This window comes from Kitasatospora sp. NPDC005748 (genome assembly GCF_040630735.1).
In the GTDB taxonomy this organism is placed as follows: Bacteria; Actinomycetota; Actinomycetes; order Streptomycetales; family Streptomycetaceae; genus Kitasatospora.
The window spans coordinates 54,353-75,903 of sequence record NZ_JBEXYD010000038.1 but is presented as its reverse complement, the minus strand read 5'-3'; the positions used below and the strand labels follow the sequence as shown (position 1 = coordinate 75,903).

The window sequence follows — 21,551 nt, the reverse complement described above, 5'->3', positions numbered from 1 at the left end:
TCCCGGCCAGGCCCGGGACGGCCTCCCGGCTCGAAGAACAAGCAACGGGCCCCACACCACAACGTCGGCAAGACGGCCAAACGAGCAGACTCGATCAAGGAACATCAAGGCCGACGAGGATAAACGCCAAGCTCAGGGAACCGCATCATGTCTCGCACCACCTCAGCCCGCACCTGGCGTGCGGGCCTGTTCGCCATCAGCATCGCCGCAGGCACCCTCACCGCAGGCTGGAGCACACCGGCCGTTGCCGTCTCCGCCGACCCGGCAGCCGACGGCTCCTACGCCTTCACCGCCAAGATCGCGGTCGGTGACACTTTCCGTGCCTGCACCGGCGCGCTGGTGGACCGCTACTGGATCATCACCGCCGCGTCCTGCTTCGCCGACGACCCCGCCCAACCGCAGAACCTCGCCGCCGGCGGACCGAAGTGGCGCACCACCGCCACCGTCGGACGCACCGACCTCACCACCGGCGCCGGTCAGCAGGCCGACATCGTCGAACTGGCGCCCCGTCAGGACCGCGACCTCGTCATGGCCCGCCTCGCCACCCCCGTCGACGGCATCGCCACCCTCCCGCTCGCCACCACCGCTCCCACCAGTGGCCAGAGCCTGCGCATGCCCGCCTACGGGCGCACCAAGACCGAGTGGGTCCCCAACAAGCTCCACACCGGGACCTTCACCCTCGACGCCGCCCGGCCCACCGCGATCGACACCACCGGTGTGAACGGCTCGGCCGTCTGCAAGGGCGACACCGGCGCCCCGCTCCTGCGCGAGACGAACGGCAAGGCCGAGCTCGTCGCCGTCGCCTCCCGCTCCTGGCAGGGCGGCTGCCTCGGCACCCCCGCCACCGAGACCCGCACCGGCGCCTCCAGCACCCGCACCGACGACCTCAGCACCTGGGTGAACAGGACCCGTCACACGACGCCGTCCGGGTCTGTCCTTGCGGGGTCGCCGTTCACGGTCGCCGACCCCGCCGACAAGCACCTGGTCACCTTCGTCCAGGACAGCGTCAACCACCTGTGGTCCGTCGACCCCAAGGGCGAGGGCTGGAAGGACCTCGGCGCCTACGCCGCCGGCTCCCCCACCGCCCTGGTCAACCCGGCCGACCACCACATCGTCGTCTACGTCAACGGGCCGAACAACCGGCTCTGGTCCTACGACCAGCAGGCCGCCCGGTGGACCCAGTTCACGGTGACCGGCGCGGGCACCGTGCTGGCCCCGAACGCCGTCCCGCGCACCGTCGTGGACCCCGCCGACAACCACCTCGTCACCTACATCCGGGACACCGACAGCCACCTGTGGTCCGTCGACCCGGCGGGCGAGGGATGGCACGATCTCGGTCCGATCGCCGCCGCCGACCCCGCCCCCGTGGTCAACCCCAACGACGGCCACGTCGTCGTCTTCCTCAACGGGCCGAACAACCGGCTGAACTCCATCGACGAACGCGGCGGCGTCCGGACCGAGTTCACCCCCACGCCCTCGGGCACCGTCATGGCCCCGGACGCCGTCCCCAGCACCGTGGTCAACCCCGCCAACGGGCACTTCACCACCTACATCCGCGACACCGCCAACCACCTGTGGTCCGTCGACCCTCTCGGCGCCGGCTGGCTCGACCACGGCCCCAAGGCCGCCACCGACCCCATCGCCAGCATCAACCCCCTGAACGGGCACATCGTCGTCGTCGTCCACGTCAACGGCCCCGACAACTACCTCAACTCCTTCGAACCCCAGGGATCCGGCGACGGCTGGACCCAGTACGACCGCACCCCCGCAGGCACCGTCATGGCCCCCGACACCAAGCCCCACACCGTCGAAGACCCCGCTGACCACCACCTCGTCACCTACATCCGCGACACCAACAACACCCTCTGGGCCGTCGACCCCGCCGACGAGGGCTGGACCCTCCTGTAGAACACGCCCCGCGGCCCCGGGACAGAACACCTCCCGGCGGGGGCGCAGGCGCGACAGGCCAGACCCGCCCGCCAGCCGGCGACGGCAACACCGGCACCGCCCGTAGGCGCAGGACCGCCGCATCACCGGGCACCCATCCCGGTGATGCGGCGTCCGCCGCCCCGCGCGAGCGAACGATGCTCGATGGGCGGCCACGGACCGTTCGGGGCACGGCCACTCCCTCACGGTCACCGGCCTGCCTTCGCACCCCCGGCCGCCGGCCCACGCCGGTGACAACACCAAGCACAGCCTCCGGCCGCCGGGTCGACGGACCAGCCGGACGCCAGACACAAGGTGCCCCCGACCAACGGCCGGGGGCACCAGGGTGTGCGGGGTCGCGGTCAGCTGTCGGCGGCGTGCCGGCGACGTGAGAGCGCCACCAGGGCGGCACCGGCGGCGACGGCCGCGGCGGCGCCGCCGGCCTCCCAGCCGAGCCCCTCGTCCACACCGGTCGCGGCGAGCTGACCGGAGACGGGAGCCGTGGCGGAGGCGACCCGCGCGGGCATCACAGCCGGGGCCGGGGTGGCACGGGTGCCAGTGCTGGTGCTCACGGAACCGACGGGCTGGACAACGGTCTGGGCGCTCTGCCCGGTGCCGGTGTTCTGGGCATGGTCAGGCTGCTGGACCGGCGCGGTCGGCTTGGCGGCGGCCGCCGCGTTGGCCTCGTCCTCGGCACGGGCCTTGTACTGGCCCTCCTTCAGGAAGGCGACCACGTCCTGGGGAGAACCCTTCAACGCGGCGACCCCAGCCTTCTGGACCGCGGGACCACCGACCGACAGGATCTGCGCGACCTTCACCCGGTTGTCGATCACCCGCGCGTCCGCGAGACCGACCTCGAGGAAGCGACGCAGGTCGGCGGGCGTGCCGCCCAAGGCCCTCTGGGCCCCCTCGGAGACGCTCGGGCCGATCTCCTTGTCCGCGAGGATCGTGAGAATCTCTACCCGGTCGTCCTCCGCGCGGGCTACGTACTGGCCCTCCTTCAGGAACTTCAGGATGTCCTCATGCGAACCGAACAGCGCGGCCTCAACGCCCTTACGCATCGCGGGTCCGCCATTGTTGAGGAGCTGGGCGACCTTCACCTTGTCGTCGCGCCAACGCCAGTCCTCCAGTTCAACCGTGAGAAAATGCCGCAGGTCAGCGGCGCTACCGGCGAGAGCCTTCTCAGCCGCCTCACGAACCCCGCGGCCCGACTCCTTGTCCTCCAGAATCCGCTGCACCTCGGCGCGCTCCTCGTCCTCCGCGCGGGCCGTGTACTGGCCCTCCTGCAGGAACTTCAGGATGTCGTCGTAGGTGCCGTTGAGCGCGGCCACGACGGCCCTACGCATCGCGGGTCCGCCAGCGTTGTAGAACTGGGCGACCTTCACCTGGTTGTCGGCCCGACGCTGCTTGGCCAACTCGGCGGTGAGGAAGTGCCGCAGGTCGGCCGCGGTACCGGCGAGAGCCTTCTCGGCAGCCTCCCGAACACCGGGCCCCGACTCCTTGTCTGCCAGGATCCGCTGAACCTCGGCACGGTCCAGCGCCTCCTGGGAGTCATGGTCCCCCGACGCATCGGACGCCGTGTCCGGACCGGACACCCCCGCGGGCGCCGGCTGCTCGGCAGCGGACGCCATCGACGGGAACAGCACAGCGGGCGCGAGCGCAGCGGCGGCAAGAACGGCGGACACCTTGGGCAACTTCATCAACCAGACCTGCTTCTTGAGCGGAGAACACGGGGAGAGATCGTGAATTCAGCCAGCATAGATCGTTTCATCCGATCACCATTCCAAATTCCCGGCCAGGGCCCGGCCGCCCCTGGCGCTGCTCTCCTGTTCGTCCTTCATCGGGCCTTCCGAACAGCTCACCGATCCTCAGCAGGCCTCCCACGCAGGGACCGGAGCGCACCGGGCAGACGAAGGGGTTCTCACGCCCCGCTCAATCAGCTGAGCTCTGGTCAGCATGGGCCCGGATACTGCTGCGGGTGCCAGGCGCCGGCGGGCAGGGCTTCGAGGTCGCGATCGCGGAGGGCGGCCCGGAGGATGGCGATGGCCTGGAGCACGGCAGGCGCTCGGTAACGGTCTCGCCCTCAAGGCCGGCGGGGACGGTGCGGTGGTGGCGGTGGTGGAGCGCGTCCTGCTGGAAGGATGCGGGCGAGGATGTCGGGCAGCATCTGGTGGATGGGAGGCTATGGCCGAGGTCGGCTGGGACGCGGTGTACGTGTCGGCGCAGGGATTTGCCGCCAACGCGAACCGATTCATAGGGGGTGAGCCGTCGTTGTACGGCTGGGAGTGCGCCAGCGTGCTGTGGCTGTCGGGCAACTACCGGTTGGCGTCCGGGTCCTGGCCTCCACCCCGTGGCCCCCGGGGACGCATGCACCCGGCCGGTCAGGGCCCGGGCCAGGCCGGGGGTCGAAGGCATGCAGGGTCGTGTCGATGATGCGCCATGACGAAGCACTGCCCGACTGCTGTGTCAGTGTCTCGTGGCACTGTGCGGCCCATGATCAACAATTTTGACGGTGCCGACCACATCGACTGGTCGTCCATGGGCCACGCCTACGGTCCGGCCGACGACGTACCGCTGTGGCTGGAGCAGATGGCCTCGCCCGACTCCGTCGTCCGGGAGAAGGCGTTCAGCAGTTTCTACAACTCGGCCCTCCACCAGGGCTCCGTCTACGAGTCCACGGTGGCGAGCCTGCCGTTCCTGGCCACGCTCGCCAACGACTCCGGAACGCCGGACCGCGCAGCTGTTGTCGGGCTCCTGGTCAGCATCGGGCGCTCAGCGCTGGAGCGCTTGTCCTTTGTCGACGAAGACGGCCTGTCCAACTACGATCCGTCCGTCGACGAGCCGTTCCCCGATGCAGACGCCATGCTGCAACTGCGCGAGCGGGGCGACGACTTCGTGCGGCACGCGGCGGACCCGGACCCGCGGGTACGGCAGGCCGCCGTCCCGGCCCTGGGGATGTTCCTCGACAACACCGAACGGGCGTTCGCCCTGCTGCGCGAGCGACTGGCCGCCGAGAACGGCACCGTGGAGCGGCTGCTGGTGATCGAGGCCGCCGCGACCCTGGCCCAGCGGCTGCCGACCGCGCTCGGCCCGGTGACGGCCTGGCTCACCGCTCTGGCCACGGACCCGGCGCTGGACGCCGACATCCGGCTCGCCGCCATCGTTCACCGGGCCGCCTGCACGCCGGAGGCCATCGACACCTGCCTCGTCCCGACGGCGATAGGCCTGCTTCAGCAACTCACCCCCGAACCGGAGCCCGAGGACGGGGCGGCCGAGGCCGATTCCGAAGTCGGAGCCCGGCCGACGGACTGCGGGCAGTGCGGCTGCTTGAACACCGCCGCCGAACCAGCACCGGACCAGGGCGCTTCGCCGCAGCTCGCGGCGATCTTCGACGACCTCGACCGCCACGGCCGTATCCACGCCCCCACCACCGAATTGCTCACCACCCTCCACCGGGCCCTGGACGCACGGGTACCCGAGCGCACCGCCCTGCTCATTGCCCAACTCCGCAGCCCCGACCGGGCCACCCGCCATGACGCCATCACCATGACCTGGGACCTGATCCGTTCCCGGCGCGGCGACCACACCGGCCTCGTCCTCGCCCTCGCCGACAACCTGCGACCCGACGACCCCTACACCGCCGCCGAAGCAGCCGAAACCCTCGGCAAACTCCCCACCGCCCTCGCCGAACCGGCACGCGAAGCCCTCGCCGCTCTCGTGGAGGCCCACCGCACCACCTCCTGCCCGAACGTCTGGGCCGCACGACACCCGCTGCTACGCCGGGCCCATCAGCAGGCGGTCACAGCGTTGGCCGGCCTCGGCGACGAGCGGGCCCTGCCCAGCCTGCTGACGGCGCTCGACACCGGCACCGACGACTGGCGTGCCCTGCAGGTCGCCGGACACCTCCCCCAAGCAGCCGGGGAACTACTGCCCAGGATCACCCGGCTCCTGGCCGACGCGGACCTGTCTTCCTGGCCCTGGGGATCCGCGCCCACGCTCATGGCCGCCCTCGGCAAGCTCGGCGGCCCGGCGGCTGTCCCGGCGCTCGCCACGGCGCTCGTCACCGCCCTGGAGCAGGGGCACTGGCGTACCGCGGGCGCGGCCCTCTACAACCTGGGCTCCATCGGCACCGGTGCCACAGCCGCGCTGGCGGTGATCCGGCCGATCGCCGACGCCGAGGACCCTGACCTGCGCTTCGCAGCCACCAAGGCCCTGTGGGACATCGAGGGCAATCCCGGCGACACGGTGCCGCGGCTGACCGCCCTGCTCGACACCGGCAAGAACCAGGACGCAGCCGACCTCCTCGGCCGGATCGGGGCGCCGGCGGGCGAAGCACTACCCCGCCTGAGGCAGATGCTCGAAGGCGGGCATCCCGTAACCCGGGTCTACGCCGCCGCCGCGATCTACGACATCGGCGGCCCTGCCCAGGTGGGGACCGTCCTGCCCGTGCTGCTGGAGACGTGGGAGGAGAACAGCACGACCGTCGGCCGCGTCCTGGACTGCCTGCAACGGATGGGCCCCTCCGCCGCGCCCGCCCTCCCTCTCATCCACGCCGAACTCGCCCTCGCACGCCGGGGCGGCGGCTACTTCGGGAGCATCGCCGACGACGAGGACCTCCAGCACGCCGGCCGGGCCGTCATCCGCCAGACAGCCTGACGCGCGGCCGACACCGCTCCGGTCTGGACGCCCTGCTCCAACACGGCAGGCCTGGCGACGCTGTCCGCTCTCATGGAGGACGGCCCACAGCGCGGGCCTGACCTGCGGGCGTTCAGGACGGGCGAGAGGCACACCGCTCTCGGTCCCGCCCGACCGCCGCGCCGAACCCCGCCGCCACCCGAACGGACCACGCCGGGACGAAACTCACCGGCCCTGACCTGCAAAATGAAAGGGTTCCGGGCCCAGGGTCAGCCGGCCCCTGGCGGCCAAACTCACCGGCAGCTCCGGGGTCAAACTCACCGGCCGGGGACGAAACTTCCCAGTGCAGGTCAGCGGCGGTGGCGAAACTCCCCAATGCAGGACAGCGGCCTGCACCAGGATGAGGACAGGTCAGGTCCGGCGCCACCAGAAGTAGGTGCGCTTCGCCTCGGCGGCCACGGCTTCCACGGCGGCCCGCTCACGCTCGGCGGCATCCCGCGCCCGCTGCTCGGCCACGTCCTGGCGGCAGCGGGCGCACAGCCGGTCGTCGTCCCAGGTGTCGGCCCGCTCCTGTTCGGCCCACCGCTCGTCCAAGAACCACGCCTCGTATCGGGTGCAGGCCGGACGGCGCCGATCACGCTCCACCCGCTCCCACTGCGCCTCGCGGGCCCGCCTGGCAGCCTCCTGCTGCTGCTCCAGCAGCAGGTCACCGTCCTCGTTGTCGAGCGCCCGTATCAAGGTGGTCCACTCCTGGCCGCCGAAGCGCCACCGGAGGGGCCGCCCAGGCCCTTGTCCTGGCCGGTCGAGGCCTTCGCCTGTCGGTTGGTCGGGTGGTCGGCGGCCTGGTCGCCGTCGTCCGGGTCGGGAACGGCGAGCGAGGTGGTGGTCATCGAGTGGCCTTCCGTCAGCGATAGGCCGGATCCGGCGCGGTGGCCGGCCCGGCACCCGGACCAGCGCCCGGGTGCGGCCGACACTGCACACCACCCCCTTGTCCGCGGCCTCACCGAACCCCTTGTCCGACCCCTTGACCAGCGTGTTGCCCCGCCCGATTCGCCCCGGCCTGAGGCCTTGTCCTCCCGGTATGTCCGTGACCGACACCACAGACCGCCAGCCCGCACCGCACGGCCGGTGCGGTCCGCCGGCCTTGCGGTGCGGGACGAGGCAGTGCGGTGCGGTAGCGGCACGACTACCGCACCAGCCCTTGCGGGTGCAGGGCGGGAGCCGCACCCGCGGTGCGGGACGCGCGGAGCCCGCGCGGCCTGGACGGCTGGGTCCTGGGGATCGCGGGTCGCGGTGGGCGGCCCGGAGGGTGGGCGATGGCGTGGAGCGCGGAGGGGTGGAGGGCGACCTGGTCGTGGCGGGGCTCGCGGACGAAGCGGTCCGGCCGGGGTGGCCGTGGAGGATCTCCGCCCACTGGGGGACATCGTGGATGGCGGCCTCGACCCAGCCGACCGGTCAGCCGTGGTGGAGCAGGACGTGGACCGGGCTGGCGCGCGGGCTGGAGGCGTCGGGACGCGCCACATGGTGCGGGCTCAGCCGTCCGAGAGCGGGCGCTCCCACTCCCACGGTCCGTACCGCTCGGTGGGCCGGGTGGGCACCTCGGCCTGGGGCTGACGGCTCACCAGTTCGCGCCAGCGCTCCTTGGCCGTCTGCTGCAGTTCGCGGCCCGACCGGCGGTTTCGGTGCGCGAGCCGCGCGCGGTCTGCGGTGGCCCGAAGGTGGTCGCGGGCGGCGAGGCATGCCGGACGATGCGGCAGAGCTGTTCGCTTCGTCAGTCCGACCGCACCGGCCAGCGCGCACCCGGCGCCTTGACCACCCGGTCGCCGACGCCGAGCGACCGGTACGTCCGACTGTTCACCTCGATGGTGACCTCCCGCCCCTCGTCGGTGCGGATCCCCATCATGAGATGGCCCGACGGGCCGTAGGTACCGATCGAACTGTGCACCCACCGGCCGGTGACCACCCCGGTGTAGGCGTCGTTCGCCTCGCCCGCCCGCTGCCAGACGATCATCGCCAGAACCATGACGAGCGGGCCAATGGAGAGGAGCAGGAAAATGGTGCTCGACATGTGCGACCCCCCGCATCGACGACGGCGCAGGCCATCCACGGCACCGTACCGGTCCTGTGAGCGCCAGCCCAGAAGGCATACCCGGAAAGGCAGTTCGGACCCGGCGCGGGTGGGCGGGGCGGGCCGCACTCCATTGTGGCTCGTGACGTGACCCGTCGGCTTTGAGCGGTCTTTCACCACGGGGGTTGACCTGGGCCATCAAGGTTCGCCGGATGGTGCGTCACGATCGGCGTCACGAATACCGGGCCCGGGAGCAGCGTCGGCGGCCGGAGCGGCAGGCGGGCCTACAGCGGTCGCGGCTTCGAGGCCAGCGGCGGCAGGGGCATGGCGGAGGGCGGCTTTGCGGACATCGGCGGGGGGTGCGGACGTGGCGGCGCGGTGATGGCGTCGAGGGGTGCTCGGCGGGCCGTGGGGCGGTCGGTTGGGGTCCGGGACGGCGGCTGGGTCCGCCCAGGGCGGTTGCTGGCGGCCTTGAGGGCACTGGCGGCGATCATCATTATGGCCAGGCCGTCGCCCAGAGGCGGTCCCGCCCCACGGGCCGGCCGCTGCCTGGCGAAGGCCAGGGGACTGGTCGTTCTCGCGGTCGTGCGGATGGCCGGGGCCCGGACCAGCCGGGGAGATCTGGGCCGGGCTTGCCGACTTGCCCAGGGTGTGTTCCCGTTCGTCGATTCGCCCGCGCCCGGGCTGCGGCTTGGCCGATGATGTGACATACCCAGAGGCTGGGTGAGTGCTCCGGGCAGGGGGAACAGGGCGCGCATGGAGATGATCAGCGGCACCGGGCTTGGCTGTCGGCCCTGGCCGGAGTTCCTGGACCGTCGCCCCGCGCTGATCGTCCCGGCGGCCCCCGACCGTGTCCTTCGGGGGGAGGACGGCTGGGCGGAGCGGCATACGGGCCGGGCGCTCGCCGGGCCTGAGCCGTCCTGGTCGGCGGTGCTCACCCACTGCCACCTGTCCGTTCACCGTCCCGGCGGACTGCTCTGGTTCAACGGCGGAGCGCAGCAACCGACTGCTCCGCCGGTCGTCGCCGGCGCTGACGGCCGCCACGGTGCTCTCGATCAGGACAGTGGCTGCCTCGTCATCGGATCCGGGCGTCACGTGTCAGCGACTCACGTGCGGTCGGGATCGCCCGGCGACGGCCCGGACCGCCGACCAGTGTCTCCCACACGGGGTCGGGCTGGCCTGGCACGGTCCGGCCACTCACCCACCATGAGGCTGCCAGCTGTGAGTAGATCGGCACGTCGGCGAAGTGGAAGGCCGTTCTCGCGGCCGGCTCCGGAGCCATCGCGGGCGTCGTCATGCGCGGGTCGACGGCGGCGGCCAGGGCGCGATCGGCGCCGGTCGGCTCCCGGGTCGCCGAGCGCGACACCCGCTCCTGCTTCCAGGCCGTGGGCAGCGGCTCGACCAAGGCCCAGTGCCCGTCGGACGAATCCGTTGAGTACGGCATCCGTTTCCCCCGACCCCATCATGCACACGACGTGCAAGTCAGCCCGAACGACTCCGCACCCGCGAACGGGCGGCACCAGATCATCCAGAAATTGACATACCGCCCCCTACTGACATCGGCTTGTCAGGGTGACGTAGGGGTGGCGAGGGTCAGGCCGGGCGCTTCTACCTCCGCCCAGGTCACCTCCTTCCAGGCGGTGACGGCCTGCTCGTCGCGCTCGGCCACCCGCCGCGCGGGAACCTGCGGGCTGAATCCGAGCCGGTGCACCAACCTCGTCGCCCCGGACACGCTGGAGGAGACGTGGAACTTGCGCCCGATCAGCGTGGCCACCCGCGAGGCCGTCCACACCTGGTCCTCCACCCAGCCGTGCGCGGCCGGGCCCTGGTCCAGGTACGCGGCCAGTTTCTCCAGGCAGTGCGGGGACAGGCGGCACCGCGACCCGCTCGGACCACGTGACGCCAGTGCCTCGGCCCCGCCCTCCCGCCAGACCTGGTGCCACCGGTACCGAACTTCGGGCTCACCCGCAGCTGACGCGCGACCTCCGACGGCTTGATCTTCCGCTCGAACAGCTCGGCCGCTTGAATCCGGACCGCCTGTCGGCGCTCACGCCCAGCAGGGGTCAGTCCGCCCCCATCGGCATACCTCACACACCACCGAATACAGCCACCGACCCAGACCCGTCAGGAAGTTCACCAAGGTTCACCCTGACGAGCCGATGTCAGTAACGTCTACTCAACCCCAGGCCCAGGAAGACGCTTGGCTGGGACACCCCAGCCAAGCGCTTTTTCGAGCTGCCTGAAGACGATCCCACCCCCGTCGGGTTGCGGCGAGTTGTTGAATCCACCCGTTCGGGGGCGGGGCGTCGTGCGTACCGATCGGGGGTGGGTCAGTCCTTGCCGGGCACCGCCAGGATGCAGAGCAGGGAGCAGGCCACCGCCGCGGACGGGGCGGTGGTGGTGGGGGTGGTGCCGGCGGGCGCGTTCGCGGCGACGAAGCTCGCGGAGGCGGTGTTCTTCAGCGGGAGCGCCAGCAGCAGGGAGTCGCAGTAGACGGCGCGGCTGGTGCCGGCCGCGAGGGCGAAGGTGCCGGCGGCCTGCCGGCAGGCGGGCGTGCTGGCGTCGTTGACGGTGACGGACGCGGCGTCGACCGGTCCGGCGTTGCTGACGGTGATCCGCCAGTGCGCGGTGCCGAGCAGGCCCAGCAGGCCCACGGGGCTGGTCTTGGCCCAGGGCCCGGGGCCGCCGGGCAGACAGTCGTGGGAGTTGGCGGAGCCGCAGATCTCCTTCTCCACGGTGACCCGGGGCTGGCAGCCGGTGCCGGGCGCGACCGCGGTGGTGACGGTGTTGGAGGTGAGCGCGCCGTTCGCGTCGCTACCGTTCGCGGTGTTGGTGACGGCGGTGGCGGTGCAGGCGGCCGCGACGGTGGTGCGGAAGCAGACCTGCGGCCCGTCACCCCGGTACTCGACGACCAGAGAGGGGTGGTTGCCGTTGGTGAAGTCCGCGGAGGTGGTCAGCACCAGCTGCGCGGTGACGGTGAGGGCCGGGTGCGCGGTGACGGAGATGCCGGACAGGTCGACCGTGCCGTCCGCGCCGAGCGCCGGGGTCGCGACGGGCGTGCCGTCGGGGTCGGTGACCAGGACCCGGGACGCCGACAGGGTGATGTGCGAGAGGTCGATGTCGGTCAGCCGGACCTTGTCGTAGCCCTGGACGTGGCCGCTCGCGCCGTCGCAGTAGAAGTCGCCGGGTTCGAGGGTGACCGAGGCACCGCTGTGTACACAGGGGCTGGCGCCGGTCGTCGGGTCGAGCGAGAACAGCACGCCGGCGTCGCCGAGGCCGATCAGGCAACGGGTCGTGGAGTCGTAGCTGTAGCCGTAGTCGCGGGTGTCGCCGCCGTGGGCACTCGGGTGCCCGGCCGGGAGCGGGAAGCCCGCGCAGGGGCCGCCGGTGGCCCAGTCGTGGCAGACGGTCGCGCCGGCCACCCCGCCGCCCCAGATCGGGAAGTAGCTGCGGGTGCCGGTACCGGTGGTGACGGTCTCGGGGTTGAAGGTCAGCACGTTGCCGGCCAGCGCGCCGAGACTGCTCGGCGCGGCGTGCACGGAGCCGTCCAGACCGTAGCAGGTGGTCAGGACGTTGGCGCCGCCGACGGTGCTGGTGCAGACGCCGTCGGGGTGCCCGGCGGTGTCGTACGCGGTGTAGGCGTTGTAGGTGTAGTAGTTGGCGTTCGGCCCGGCGGGGTGCTGGGTGTCCCAGCCCGCACAGGCGGTGAGGGCGGCCGTGTCGAAGCAGCCGAGCTCGGGCGGCCCGGGGACGGTGGAGGTGCCGGCCTGCGGCGAGCTGGAGACGAAGACCTTGTCGCCGATCGCGGTGAGCGCGCCGAAGTAGAGCGCGGTGGGCGTGCTCGGCAGGTCACGGTTGCCGGGGGCGACGGGCGCGTACGGTTGGCCGGCGCACGGGGTGCGGGTGGCGAGAGCCAGGCAGAGCACCCGGCCGTTGCTGGCGACGCCGTACAGGTTGTCGCCGGAACGCACCAGGCCCGCGAGGTTGTTGACGCTGCTGGGCGAGCCGCCGGTGGGCGTGAGGGCGGTGAAGCCGCAGTTCGCCTGCGCGTCGAGGTCCAGGCAGCCGACGCCGACCGCGGCGGCGGTGACGGCGGGGTACAGCACCTGGTTCGGGTGCGCGGGGTCGAACACGTACTGTGGGGTGAGCGGGCTGCCGATGTCACCGGTGGCGCCGCTGCCGAGCGGGCCGACGGTGGTGTTCAGCGGCCGCGGCCAGGGGCCGCCGGTGCAGGGCTGACCGGCCGTCAGGCTGAGGCAGACCACCTGCGGGGCGCTAGGCGCGGCGTGGTGGTAGATGTTCCAGGACTGGATCTCGCCGGACGCCGTCCGGTGCAGGATCGGGGTGAACCCGTCGCCGCCGGTGGACTGCGCGGTGGGCTGGACGGGGGCGAGCAGCAGCGGGGAGACGCCGGTGCCGACGCCGCGCAGCACCGGGTTACCGGCCCGGACGGCGGTGGTCGCGGTGCCGGTGTCGGTGGCGCCGAACGTGCTTCCGTCGGTCGACCAGGACGGCGTCCACCCGGGCGGGACCTTCAGCGAACCGGGCACGTACGTCTGGGAGTTGCCCGCGCCCGCGATCGGGTCGGTGACGACGGCGGGCGCGGCGGCGCCGCCGGAGGTGCCGCCGCGGTAGGTGACGGCCCAGTTCAGGGTGTCGCCGTGCTCGGCGGTGGCGGCGCCCGGGTGGGTGGCGTTCTGCACGGTCTTCACCAGCGCGGACGCCCCGCCGGCGGTGTCGGCCGGGCTGGCGCCGGCCCCGGGGGCGACGCCCCCCAGGCCCAGCAGCAGGAGCGCGGAGGTGACGGCGACGGCCGTGGCGGCGCCGAGCGGACGGCGGCCGGTGCGACGGCTTCGGGCGGTGATCGGCATGGGCGGACGCGGGCTTCTCAGCACTGGTTCTCCACCTCTGATCGGCAGTCGGACTGGCGGGTCGTCAGTCCGGTCCGTCGACCAGGGTAAAGGTGCGGTAAGTATGGACCGGACCTACTTTTCATATTGGTCACATAGTGAACGAATATGACTCGGAATCTTTCCCCTCGACCGTCCGCACGACCTCCGAGGGCCGATCGCCCCCGAACATCACTTCCATGCCTACCCGCCCTTGGGCCGCTGACGTACGACACCCGCAGCCCGAGCCACCACACCGTCGGGTGACGTGACTCAGCCAGGCGAGTGACAGAGACGACCGCCGACTGCTACCCGGGCGGGCCGGTGTTCCATGATCGGTGCCGTCGCCGTCTCCGGCGGATCGTGTGAAACCGTGTCAGTGCCGTGCGATCGGTACGACCACGGCTGTTCGAGGAGTCCGTCCCATGCGTTCACGAGTCATCGCCCTCATGGCCGCCGCCATCGCGGCCACTTCGGCGCTCACGCAGCCCGCCCACGCCGCCCCCCTCATCGACGGGGTCTACCGGTTCGCGGCCCTCACGGACGGCAAGTGCCTGGTCTGGCCCAAGCTGCACGGACCTGTCGGCACAGTGTCACTGGGCGACTGCACGGACAGCACGTACACCTCGGCGAACTGGCAGGTACAGCAACGGCCCAACGGAACGATGAACGTCTCCGTGCCGAACTCGGCCCCGCGCGGCTGCCTGAGGTTGACGGACGACCACAAGGTGGGGATCAGCGACAACTGCGACCGGTACGCCGAATGGACCGTCTTCTATGGCTCCGCCGGCCCTGGCAGCACGGTGTGGGCCGACATCGAGCACACCCCCGGCGACCGGTCCGCCTCGTGGGGGAAGCTGGTCGACGATCCCGGCGTGACCGGCCGGCTCGTGGTGAGGCCGGCCCCCATCGAGCCGCACCACTGGACCTTGCAGCCAGCCGGCTAGAACACCCGGTCGCTCCCTGCGCACACGGGCCGGATTCCCGCACCAGGCGGAGGCGGGAAGTGGGAGTCGGGCCCGCGCGCACGAGCCGCACTTTCTGACCTGGTGGTTCAGAACAGGCCCGGCTGGTTGTCAGCAAGTTGTGGAAGTGCCGGCGGATTGCTCCGCCGGGGTGACAGCAGGCCGGGTGCCGGCAGGACCTTCGAGCTCGGCGTGCGGTTCGGCCGCAGGGCGGCCGGGGCCCTGCCGGCTCCGGCCGGACAACCCACCACCAGGTCATTACCCCAGGCAGAACAGGTGAGGCGAGCGAGAGACGGGGGATATGGGCCGAGAGGCGCCAGGGTCTCATCCCGGTCTTCCGCTGTCACCCTGGTCAGGGCCCGCCACGCGACCACCGGCTTCGGCTGGTGCTGTCCGTTCACGGCCTGGCCGACACGAAGGGCCAAGGCACGAGCCTGCCCTGGCCCTTCGTGTCGGCCTCATTGCCGTGGTCTTCAGGAAGGCCCAGTCCCGGTCGCCCGGGGTCGCCTCCGCGCGCGCCACCGGGTGCGCAGGACGCCGTCCCCGTCGGGCAGCACGGCCGTGAACAAGGGGCTGCGCCCATCGACGTCCATCGGCAGGACGGCAGGCACGGGCACCACAGACCTGGGCGGCCAGTGCCGTGAACTGGGTCTCGTCGGCGACCGTGCTGGTGATCCGGCCGTCCCGGTCCTCCCACACGAATTCGACCAGGCCCTCGTCCGGGAGGCCGGCCACAACTGCGGGGACATCGCTGGAGAGGTCCGGCCAGAGCGCCAGCCGGGCCCGCCGGAGCCGGTCGAGGTCACCGCCCAGGCCGCACTGACCAGAGCTGGCTCACCGTGCTCGGCCGCGAGCTGGCCGCCGCCACCAACGTCGGCCGACTGGCCACCTCCACCGGGCAGCGCCCGCGCGCTACCCGTCCGGCGGCTGCGAACCCTCGGTCAGGAGCGCGGTGATCCGCTCGACTACGTCGCGCCTCCGCTCTGGTCACGCGGCACTGCGGCCGGGGCCGGCTGCGAGTGGCGGGCGGTGTGCAGGGCCCCAATCAGCGCCAGTCCCCGGTCCGGACCGGCGCCGTCCCCGCCAGCATCGAGCTGTATCCCCCACCCGACTCGGCGAGTACGGCGTGGCTGCCGCGTTCCGCGAGTGGTGTCGTCAACGCCCGCGCTTTCGCTCACCACCGGCCCTTCGGGAGACCATCCGCGCCGCCCTGACGGCCCCGCTGTCCAACGGGGTACGGGGCCGAGCGGGCGCTGTGCTTGTCGCCGATCAGCTCCCGCAACCGCTCCGCCGTCTTCTCCCGTGAGCTCCAGTGGGCGGCCAGGGACTCCTCGGCCACCAGCAGAGGACATCGGCGCAGCACGTTCTGAGGCCCCGATGGAGGCTGTGGCGTCGGGCACCGGCCGAGCGGTCAGAGTCACCTGCCTCCTGCACCTTTGTGACGTTCAGTAGCATCACGCTATTTGCATCGCGAGAGATCGTCTCCGATGGGAACGACGTAACAAGGGGGATCTGTGTTCACTTTCGGACGCCGAAGGATGCTCGCGCTACTGGCCACCGCGGCCCTTGCCGAGCCGTTGCTGGCCGCTCGTCCGCCGACAGCGGCGGCGGCATCCGGAGCGATCGCGCCGCTGGTCATGCAGGTCGTGGCCCATGAGGACGACGACATCCTGTTCATGAACCCGGACCTGGCGGCCTCGCTCGCCGCAGGGGTGCCGACGGTCACGGTCTTCCTCACCGCCGGCAACCAGACCGGCGACCCCTGCCCGGCGAACTGTGGAGGGCAGCCCGACACCGACTGGGAGCGGACCGAGAACCGCCAGCTGGGAGCGATCAACGCCTATTCCCGGATGGCCGGGGTCAGCGACACCGTTCCGGGCACCGACGAGGAGAGCCGCTGGGCGCGCGGCATGCTCTCGGTCGGGGACCGTGAGGTCGAGCGGTACGTGCTTCGGGAACGCCCCAACGTTCATCTGATCTTCGTCAATCTGCACGACGGAAACCTCATCTCGCTTGAGCAGGACCGGGCGGCCACGGACTTCACCGTGACGCCTCCTCCCGTCGACAACCATCCCCCGGTGCAGCCGACGACGTACACCGGCGACGATGTGGCCAGGCTGCTGCAGGGGCTGATGATGGCCTACGAGCCTTCCGTCCTGCGGGGGCAGGACGAGTACCCCGACCCAGCCAAGAGGTGGCACCCGGATCACCTGGCGGCAGCCAGGTTCGCCGCGGAGGCCGCGCTGCTGTACCGCGCTGCGCAGCCCAGCACGGCGAACAACATGGTCCAGGTGAACTACCGGGACTACAACATCGAGACCTCCCCGGTGAACCTTGAGGGGTCGGCCGTATCGGCCAAGCGTGCCGCTTTCGAGGAGTACCAGAGCCACGACCACTCCACCGGCAACTACAGCCCGGACTGGTTCTCTCGCATGTACTACCGCTGGTCGCGCGGCACGTCGTGGGCCGGGGTCAACGCGGACGGCCGGCCTCAGGCGTTCGTGGTCCGCAACGGGATGCTGTACACGTGCTGGCGCACGACGTCCGGCGGTTGGGCCGATTCCCTGCAGTTGGCCGATCCAGGGGGGCGGCTGGCGCCGGGGCTCGCCGTGGGGACGAACGCCGACGGTCGACTGGAGGTCTTCGCGCACCGGCTCAGCGACCACCACATCGTCTCGTTGGCCCAGAACACCGCGAGCCAGGAGTGGCGTCAGCGCTGGACGGATCACGGCACGCCGAACCCCGGCGACCTTGCCTCGCAGGTGGGGTCGCCAGTGGTGGCCAACGACGACGACGGCCGGCTCGAGCTCTTCGTCAGGAACGCCGGCGGTGGTCTGAGCAGCAAGTGGCAGACCTCTCCGAGCGGCGACTGGTCGAGCGCGTGGGCCGACATGGGCGGGAGCGACATCCAGGATCCGGTGTCGGCGGTGCGCAACGGTGACCGCCGTATCGAGGTGTTCGCCAGCACCTCGACCAAGATGCTGTCCTGGTGGCAGACCTCCCGCAACGGCAGCTTCGCCGGGCCCGGCGACATCCCGGGTGCCCGCCCCGCCAGCCCGCCCAAGGCGGTTCTGAACGGCGCCGGCCGGATCCACCTCGCCTACCGCGAGAGCGGCACCGGAGCCATGGGCATCAGCCGGCAGGAGGTGTCCGGTGGAAGCTGGACCACACCGTCCTTCTACCAAGGTCACGGGGGCGTCGGCGAACCCGCCGCGACTGTGGCGGGAGGGATGGTCACCCTGTTCGAGCGCAACCGCGGCACCGGTGTGAGCTGCACTGTCCAGGCCACAGAAGGCGTCTACGCGGCATGGAGGGACCTCGGAGGGACAGTACTGGACTACCCGGCGGCTGTGACCGACGGCGCCGGAGTAGCCCACGTGTTTGTCATCGGCACCAACGGCCGGATCTACGTCCACCCGATGAACACCGCCGACGGCATCTGGCACGGCCCCTTCTAGCCACCCAGCAGGCCGGCTCACGTGGGCCGCCCCGGACCTGGCAGGCATCAGCCAGCGGACGGGGGCAGCCGAGGGGTGCGGGTGAACGGTGTTCACCCGCACCCCTCGGCGTCCAGTTAGGCCGCCGCAACGCTCCACCGCCCCGCCAGCGCCCGGCGTGGGTGAGGATCCACGCGGGTCATCGGTCGCGACAGCGCCCCGTGCGACAGGGAGCGCGACAGCCCCACGCGACAGGGGCGCTGTGGCCGCTCAGCGGCGGTCCTTGGCTGGGTAGAGCTTGGCGTGCTGCACCCGCAGGTTCCACCACGGGTCGGCTTGGGCGGAGACACGGGCGACCACCAGTTCACGGCGGGTGGGCACGGGCAGCACCAGAGGACCCAGCTCCTGGTCCTCCCGGTCGCTGGCGCACTGCGGGCACTCCAGCCGGTTCGGGCCAGCCTCCTCCGTCAGCTCCAGCAGCGAGCCCTCCTTCCCGCCGATCGAGCCCCGGTACGTCCAGCACCGGCGCAGCGCGGAGTTGGTTGGCGGTGCGGGCCGCCTCGAGCTGCGCCTGGGCCTTGGCCTCCCGCTCCTTCTCGCGCCGCTTCTGGTTCTTCTGGTGGCAGGACCGACAGCGGCCACCAGGGGGACGGGTCCACTTCTGCTCCCCCTTCGGGCCGTACTCCGTGGTGCTCTCCTGGCGGGGGACGTTTCCGCAGTCGACGCAGGCCAGGGTGGCCATCAGCTCGCGGTGGGCCTGCTTCGCCTTCTTCTCCCGCGCCTTCTGGCGCTCGTCGTACGCCTCTCGGGTAATCCGGGCTCTCCAACGCCTCCAGCAGGGAGTGCCGCCCGGCGCGGCCGTAGCGCCACCAGACGGGGCCGAGCGGACCGTGCTCGGAGCAGCTCCAGCGTGGTGGCGACGACCGGCACGGCGTCGTCCTACTTGTGCCAGCCGTCATCGTCCGCGTTGTCGGTGGGACGCACCCACCAGGAGGCGCCGCAGGCGCCGCGCGCCAGGTCCGCCACCCTCTCCTGCCGGTTGGCCAGAGTGGCGGGTTCGGCGTCGGTGACGGCCACCGGATCGGCGGGAGCGGGTGCGCACCGGATCGCACCCCCGCGCTCCCAACGGTGACGGCCAGGCGCAGCGTGCGGCCGAGCTGGCGGCGCTGCACCGGGCCGCCGACGCGGGGAAGGCGGCGGCCGCGTGGGTACGGCAGCTGGCGAGCGTGCCCTGTAGCCAACTTCGACGCTCACCCCTGCGCGGCACGCTGGTGCACCAGCCTGTCACCGGGCGGCGGTGCGTCACGGTGTCAGGACGACCCGCCCGAAGACCTCGCCGGCATCCATCAGCCGGTGGGCGTCTGCCGCAGCCTCGAGTGGGAGGACGGCATGGACGACGGCGCTGAGGTCACCTCGCACCGCGGCCTCCAACTGGTCGGCGCGTATCCGGGCCAGGTCAGCTCGCGGCACCGTGTCCAGACTGAAGGTCGCGACCGACAGCGACTGCCGGAACCGGCTCAGCAGCGCCGACCCGAAGTCCGCCGGAGGCGGCCCGGCGACGAGGCCGACCAGCACGAGCCGACCACGGGGTGCGAGCCGCGCGAGGAACGAGGGCAGCGCCGGCCCGGAGACGATGTCGACGATCACATCGAAGCCGGCCGGCTCGGGACCACGCGTACTGTTCCCGTCACGGTCGAGCACGTGTGTCGCGCCGTACTCCATCAACCGCTCGCCCCGCTCGGCTGACGACGTGGTCACCGCGACTGCCCGTGCACCGGCCCGGGCCGCGATCTCGACGGCTGCGATGCCGATGCTGCCGGCCGCGCCACGTACCAGCACGGTCTCGCCCTCGGCGAAGTGCGCCTGCTGCAGGGCGAAGTGCGCCACCGGGGCGGCGCTGCCGAGTGTCACCGCATCGACGGGCGTCAGGCCGGCGGGCAGCGGCGTGACGTTCGCGATCCGCGCGACCGCGTACTCGGCGTAGCCGCCGGAGAGGCCGGTGAACGCCCAGACGCGTCGGTCGAGCCATGACGCCTCGACACCCGCTCCCACGGCCGCGACCGTCCCGGCCACCTCACTTCCCGGCACCAGACCGTCGCGAGGCATGGCCGGGCCGAGCGCGCCCAGCGTGCCGCGCCGGATCACCGCGTCGACTCCGCCGACCCCGATCGCCGCGGTCCGGATGACGACCTCACCTGCGCTCGGGCTGGGGACGGGGACATCGACGACCTCCATGCCGTTCGGGCCGCCGAAAGTACGGATCGAGACTGCTCGCATGCATCGCTCCTGACTGGTTCGGGCCGGTTGGCTCCCGTACGATCGAACGTAACGGACGGATGCGTCCACTTGCTGTTGTGAGAGAGATCGCCTGAAAGATGACTCACCTGCTGCGTGTCGACGCGAGGGAGAACCGCGATCGTGTCCTCGCCGCGGCCCGGGCGCTCTTCGCGGAGTCCGGGCTGGGGGTGACGATGCGACAGATCGCCCGGCGTGCGGACGTCGGGCCCGCGACCCTCTACCGCCGGTTCCCGACGAAGCAGGACCTGGTGCTCGAGGCGTTCGAGGAGGAGCTCGCCGAGTGCAGCTCGATCGTCTACGACGGCACCGCCGACCCGGATCCGTGGCGCGGGCTCTGCGACGTCATCGAGCGCGCCCTGCTCCTCAACGCGCGCAACCAGGGCTTCACGGACGCGTTCATGTCGGCACACCCCGACATCGTCGACTTCGAGGCACACCGCGAGGAGCTGGGCCGCGCCGTCTCGACCCTCATCCGCCGCGCGCAAGCTGCGGGCCGGCTGCGTCCGGACTTCGTGCTCGATGACTTCGTCGTCATTCTCCTCGCCGGCCGCGGACTGACCGCCGCGCCCGCCTCCACGCGCGACGCAGCGGCACGACGTCTCGCGGCTTTCATGATCGACGGCCTCCGCGTCGCCGACGCCGAGCCAGGCACCCGCGCCAGTAGCGCCGCGCGAACGGGAAGCTCCGGACCGCGACCCCGACCTCGATCGTGAAGAGCCGCCATGACACCAGCGCCGCGCCGGTGCAGCCACCGACGCGTGTTGCCGGCGCGGCAACACCGCGCCCGCCAGCCGAAGCGACGCCGTCACCTTCCCCACTACCCACCTGGTCGGCTCGCTGAGCGAGTCGCCCGGTGCCGGGCAGGCAGCGGTCCCGGGGGCGGAGGGGCCGGTTGTCGGCGCAGGCGGCGCGGGCGGCGCAGGTGGTGCCAGGTGATCGGCGTCCGTGGGGATCCCCGCGGTCCGGCGATCGATGCCGGTCTCCTCGACCCGGGAGCACTCTGCGCGGGAGGTGCCGATCACCTGGTCGGTCCTCGGGCCCGGCCGCTCCCAGGCCGGCCGGCACCGCTCCGCGGTCTGCAGGCGCGGGGCGCTACTCCCCGCGGCGGCGGGTTTCTTCCGGCGGCTGAACATTCGTTGACCTGCTCCCGGTCCGCTGCCAGGCTGTCGGTCGTGAGCCAATCCGAGCGCCTTGTGGGCCGCCTGCACGTCGATCTGCGACGGCACGCGAGCGCCATCTGTGCTGTCTGCCACTGATCCGCGCTCCTTCGCGCTGACGCGCTTCTCTCACCTGCCGGCCTGAACCGGCGCGGTCTCCCCACCGGCGCGGCCGC

The 21,551-nt window shown here is 71.8% G+C and carries 12 protein-coding genes and 1 pseudogene; 5 read left to right on the top strand and 8 right to left on the bottom strand.

The window, feature by feature from the left end:
- Positions 1–147: 147 nt before the first annotated feature.
- Complete coding sequence (locus tag ABZ495_RS24885; RefSeq protein WP_359812042.1) at positions 148–1,908, top strand: trypsin-like serine protease; 1,761 nt, start codon at positions 148–150, stop codon at positions 1,906–1,908.
- A 380-nt stretch (positions 1,909–2,288) separates the two neighbouring features.
- On the opposite strand, the gene ABZ495_RS24880 is transcribed toward ABZ495_RS24885, so the two are convergent.
- Positions 2,289–3,626 carry an ALF repeat-containing protein gene (locus ABZ495_RS24880; protein WP_359838168.1) on the bottom strand — a complete coding sequence of 446 codons (1,338 nt, stop codon included), beginning with the start codon at positions 3,624–3,626 and terminating at the stop codon, positions 2,289–2,291.
- A gap of 793 nt (positions 3,627–4,419) precedes the next feature.
- Between ABZ495_RS24880 and ABZ495_RS24875 the strand changes: the two genes are divergently transcribed.
- A complete protein-coding gene (locus ABZ495_RS24875; protein WP_359812048.1) occupies positions 4,420–6,582 on the top strand; it encodes a HEAT repeat domain-containing protein in 2,163 nt (720 codons plus the stop codon).
- A 390-nt stretch (positions 6,583–6,972) separates the two neighbouring features.
- On the opposite strand, the gene ABZ495_RS24870 is transcribed toward ABZ495_RS24875, so the two are convergent.
- From ABZ495_RS24870 to ABZ495_RS24850, 5 genes and pseudogenes are all read right to left on the bottom strand, one after another.
- Complete coding sequence (locus ABZ495_RS24870; protein WP_359838166.1) at positions 6,973–7,299, bottom strand: hypothetical protein; 327 nt, start codon at positions 7,297–7,299, stop codon at positions 6,973–6,975.
- Entirely contained in the window at positions 7,296–7,451 is a 156-nt protein-coding gene (locus ABZ495_RS24865) for a hypothetical protein (RefSeq protein ID WP_359812053.1), read from the bottom strand. The genes ABZ495_RS24870 and ABZ495_RS24865 overlap by 4 nt, the downstream gene beginning before the upstream one ends.
- An 881-nt stretch (positions 7,452–8,332) precedes the next feature.
- Positions 8,333–8,629, bottom strand: coding sequence for a hypothetical protein (locus ABZ495_RS24860; RefSeq protein WP_359812056.1), 297 nt, complete (start codon positions 8,627–8,629; stop codon positions 8,333–8,335).
- Positions 8,630–10,196: 1,567 nt separating this feature from the next.
- Positions 10,197–10,657: pseudogene (locus ABZ495_RS24855) on the bottom strand (winged helix-turn-helix domain-containing protein).
- Between the two features lie 302 nt (positions 10,658–10,959).
- Positions 10,960–13,500 carry a hypothetical protein gene (locus ABZ495_RS24850; RefSeq protein ID WP_359838164.1) on the bottom strand — a complete coding sequence of 847 codons (2,541 nt, stop codon included), beginning with the start codon at positions 13,498–13,500 and terminating at the stop codon, positions 10,960–10,962.
- 443 nt (positions 13,501–13,943) lie between these two features.
- On the opposite strand from ABZ495_RS24850, the gene ABZ495_RS24845 reads away from it, so the two are divergent.
- Entirely contained in the window at positions 13,944–14,465 is a 522-nt protein-coding gene (locus ABZ495_RS24845; protein WP_359808646.1) for a hypothetical protein, read from the top strand.
- 1,192 nt (positions 14,466–15,657) lie between these two features.
- On the opposite strand, the gene ABZ495_RS24840 is transcribed toward ABZ495_RS24845, so the two are convergent.
- A complete protein-coding gene (locus ABZ495_RS24840) occupies positions 15,658–15,822 on the bottom strand; it encodes a hypothetical protein (protein ID WP_359838162.1) in 165 nt (54 codons plus the stop codon).
- A 175-nt stretch (positions 15,823–15,997) separates the two neighbouring features.
- Between ABZ495_RS24840 and ABZ495_RS24835 the strand changes: the two genes are divergently transcribed.
- Positions 15,998–17,941: a PIG-L family deacetylase gene (locus tag ABZ495_RS24835; RefSeq protein ID WP_359838160.1), complete on the top strand. Its 1,944-nt coding sequence runs from the start codon at positions 15,998–16,000 to the stop codon at positions 17,939–17,941.
- A gap of 1,281 nt (positions 17,942–19,222) precedes the next feature.
- On the opposite strand, the gene ABZ495_RS24830 is transcribed toward ABZ495_RS24835, so the two are convergent.
- On the bottom strand, positions 19,223–20,197 hold the full coding sequence (locus ABZ495_RS24830; RefSeq protein ID WP_359838172.1) for a zinc-binding dehydrogenase: 975 nt from the start codon (positions 20,195–20,197) through the stop codon (positions 19,223–19,225).
- Positions 20,198–20,295: 98 nt separating this feature from the next.
- Here ABZ495_RS24830 and ABZ495_RS24825 point away from each other — a divergent pair, with 98 nt between their 5' ends.
- Positions 20,296–20,931, top strand: coding sequence for a helix-turn-helix domain-containing protein (locus ABZ495_RS24825; protein WP_359838158.1), 636 nt, complete (start codon positions 20,296–20,298; stop codon positions 20,929–20,931).
- Positions 20,932–21,551: the final 620 nt, after the last annotated feature.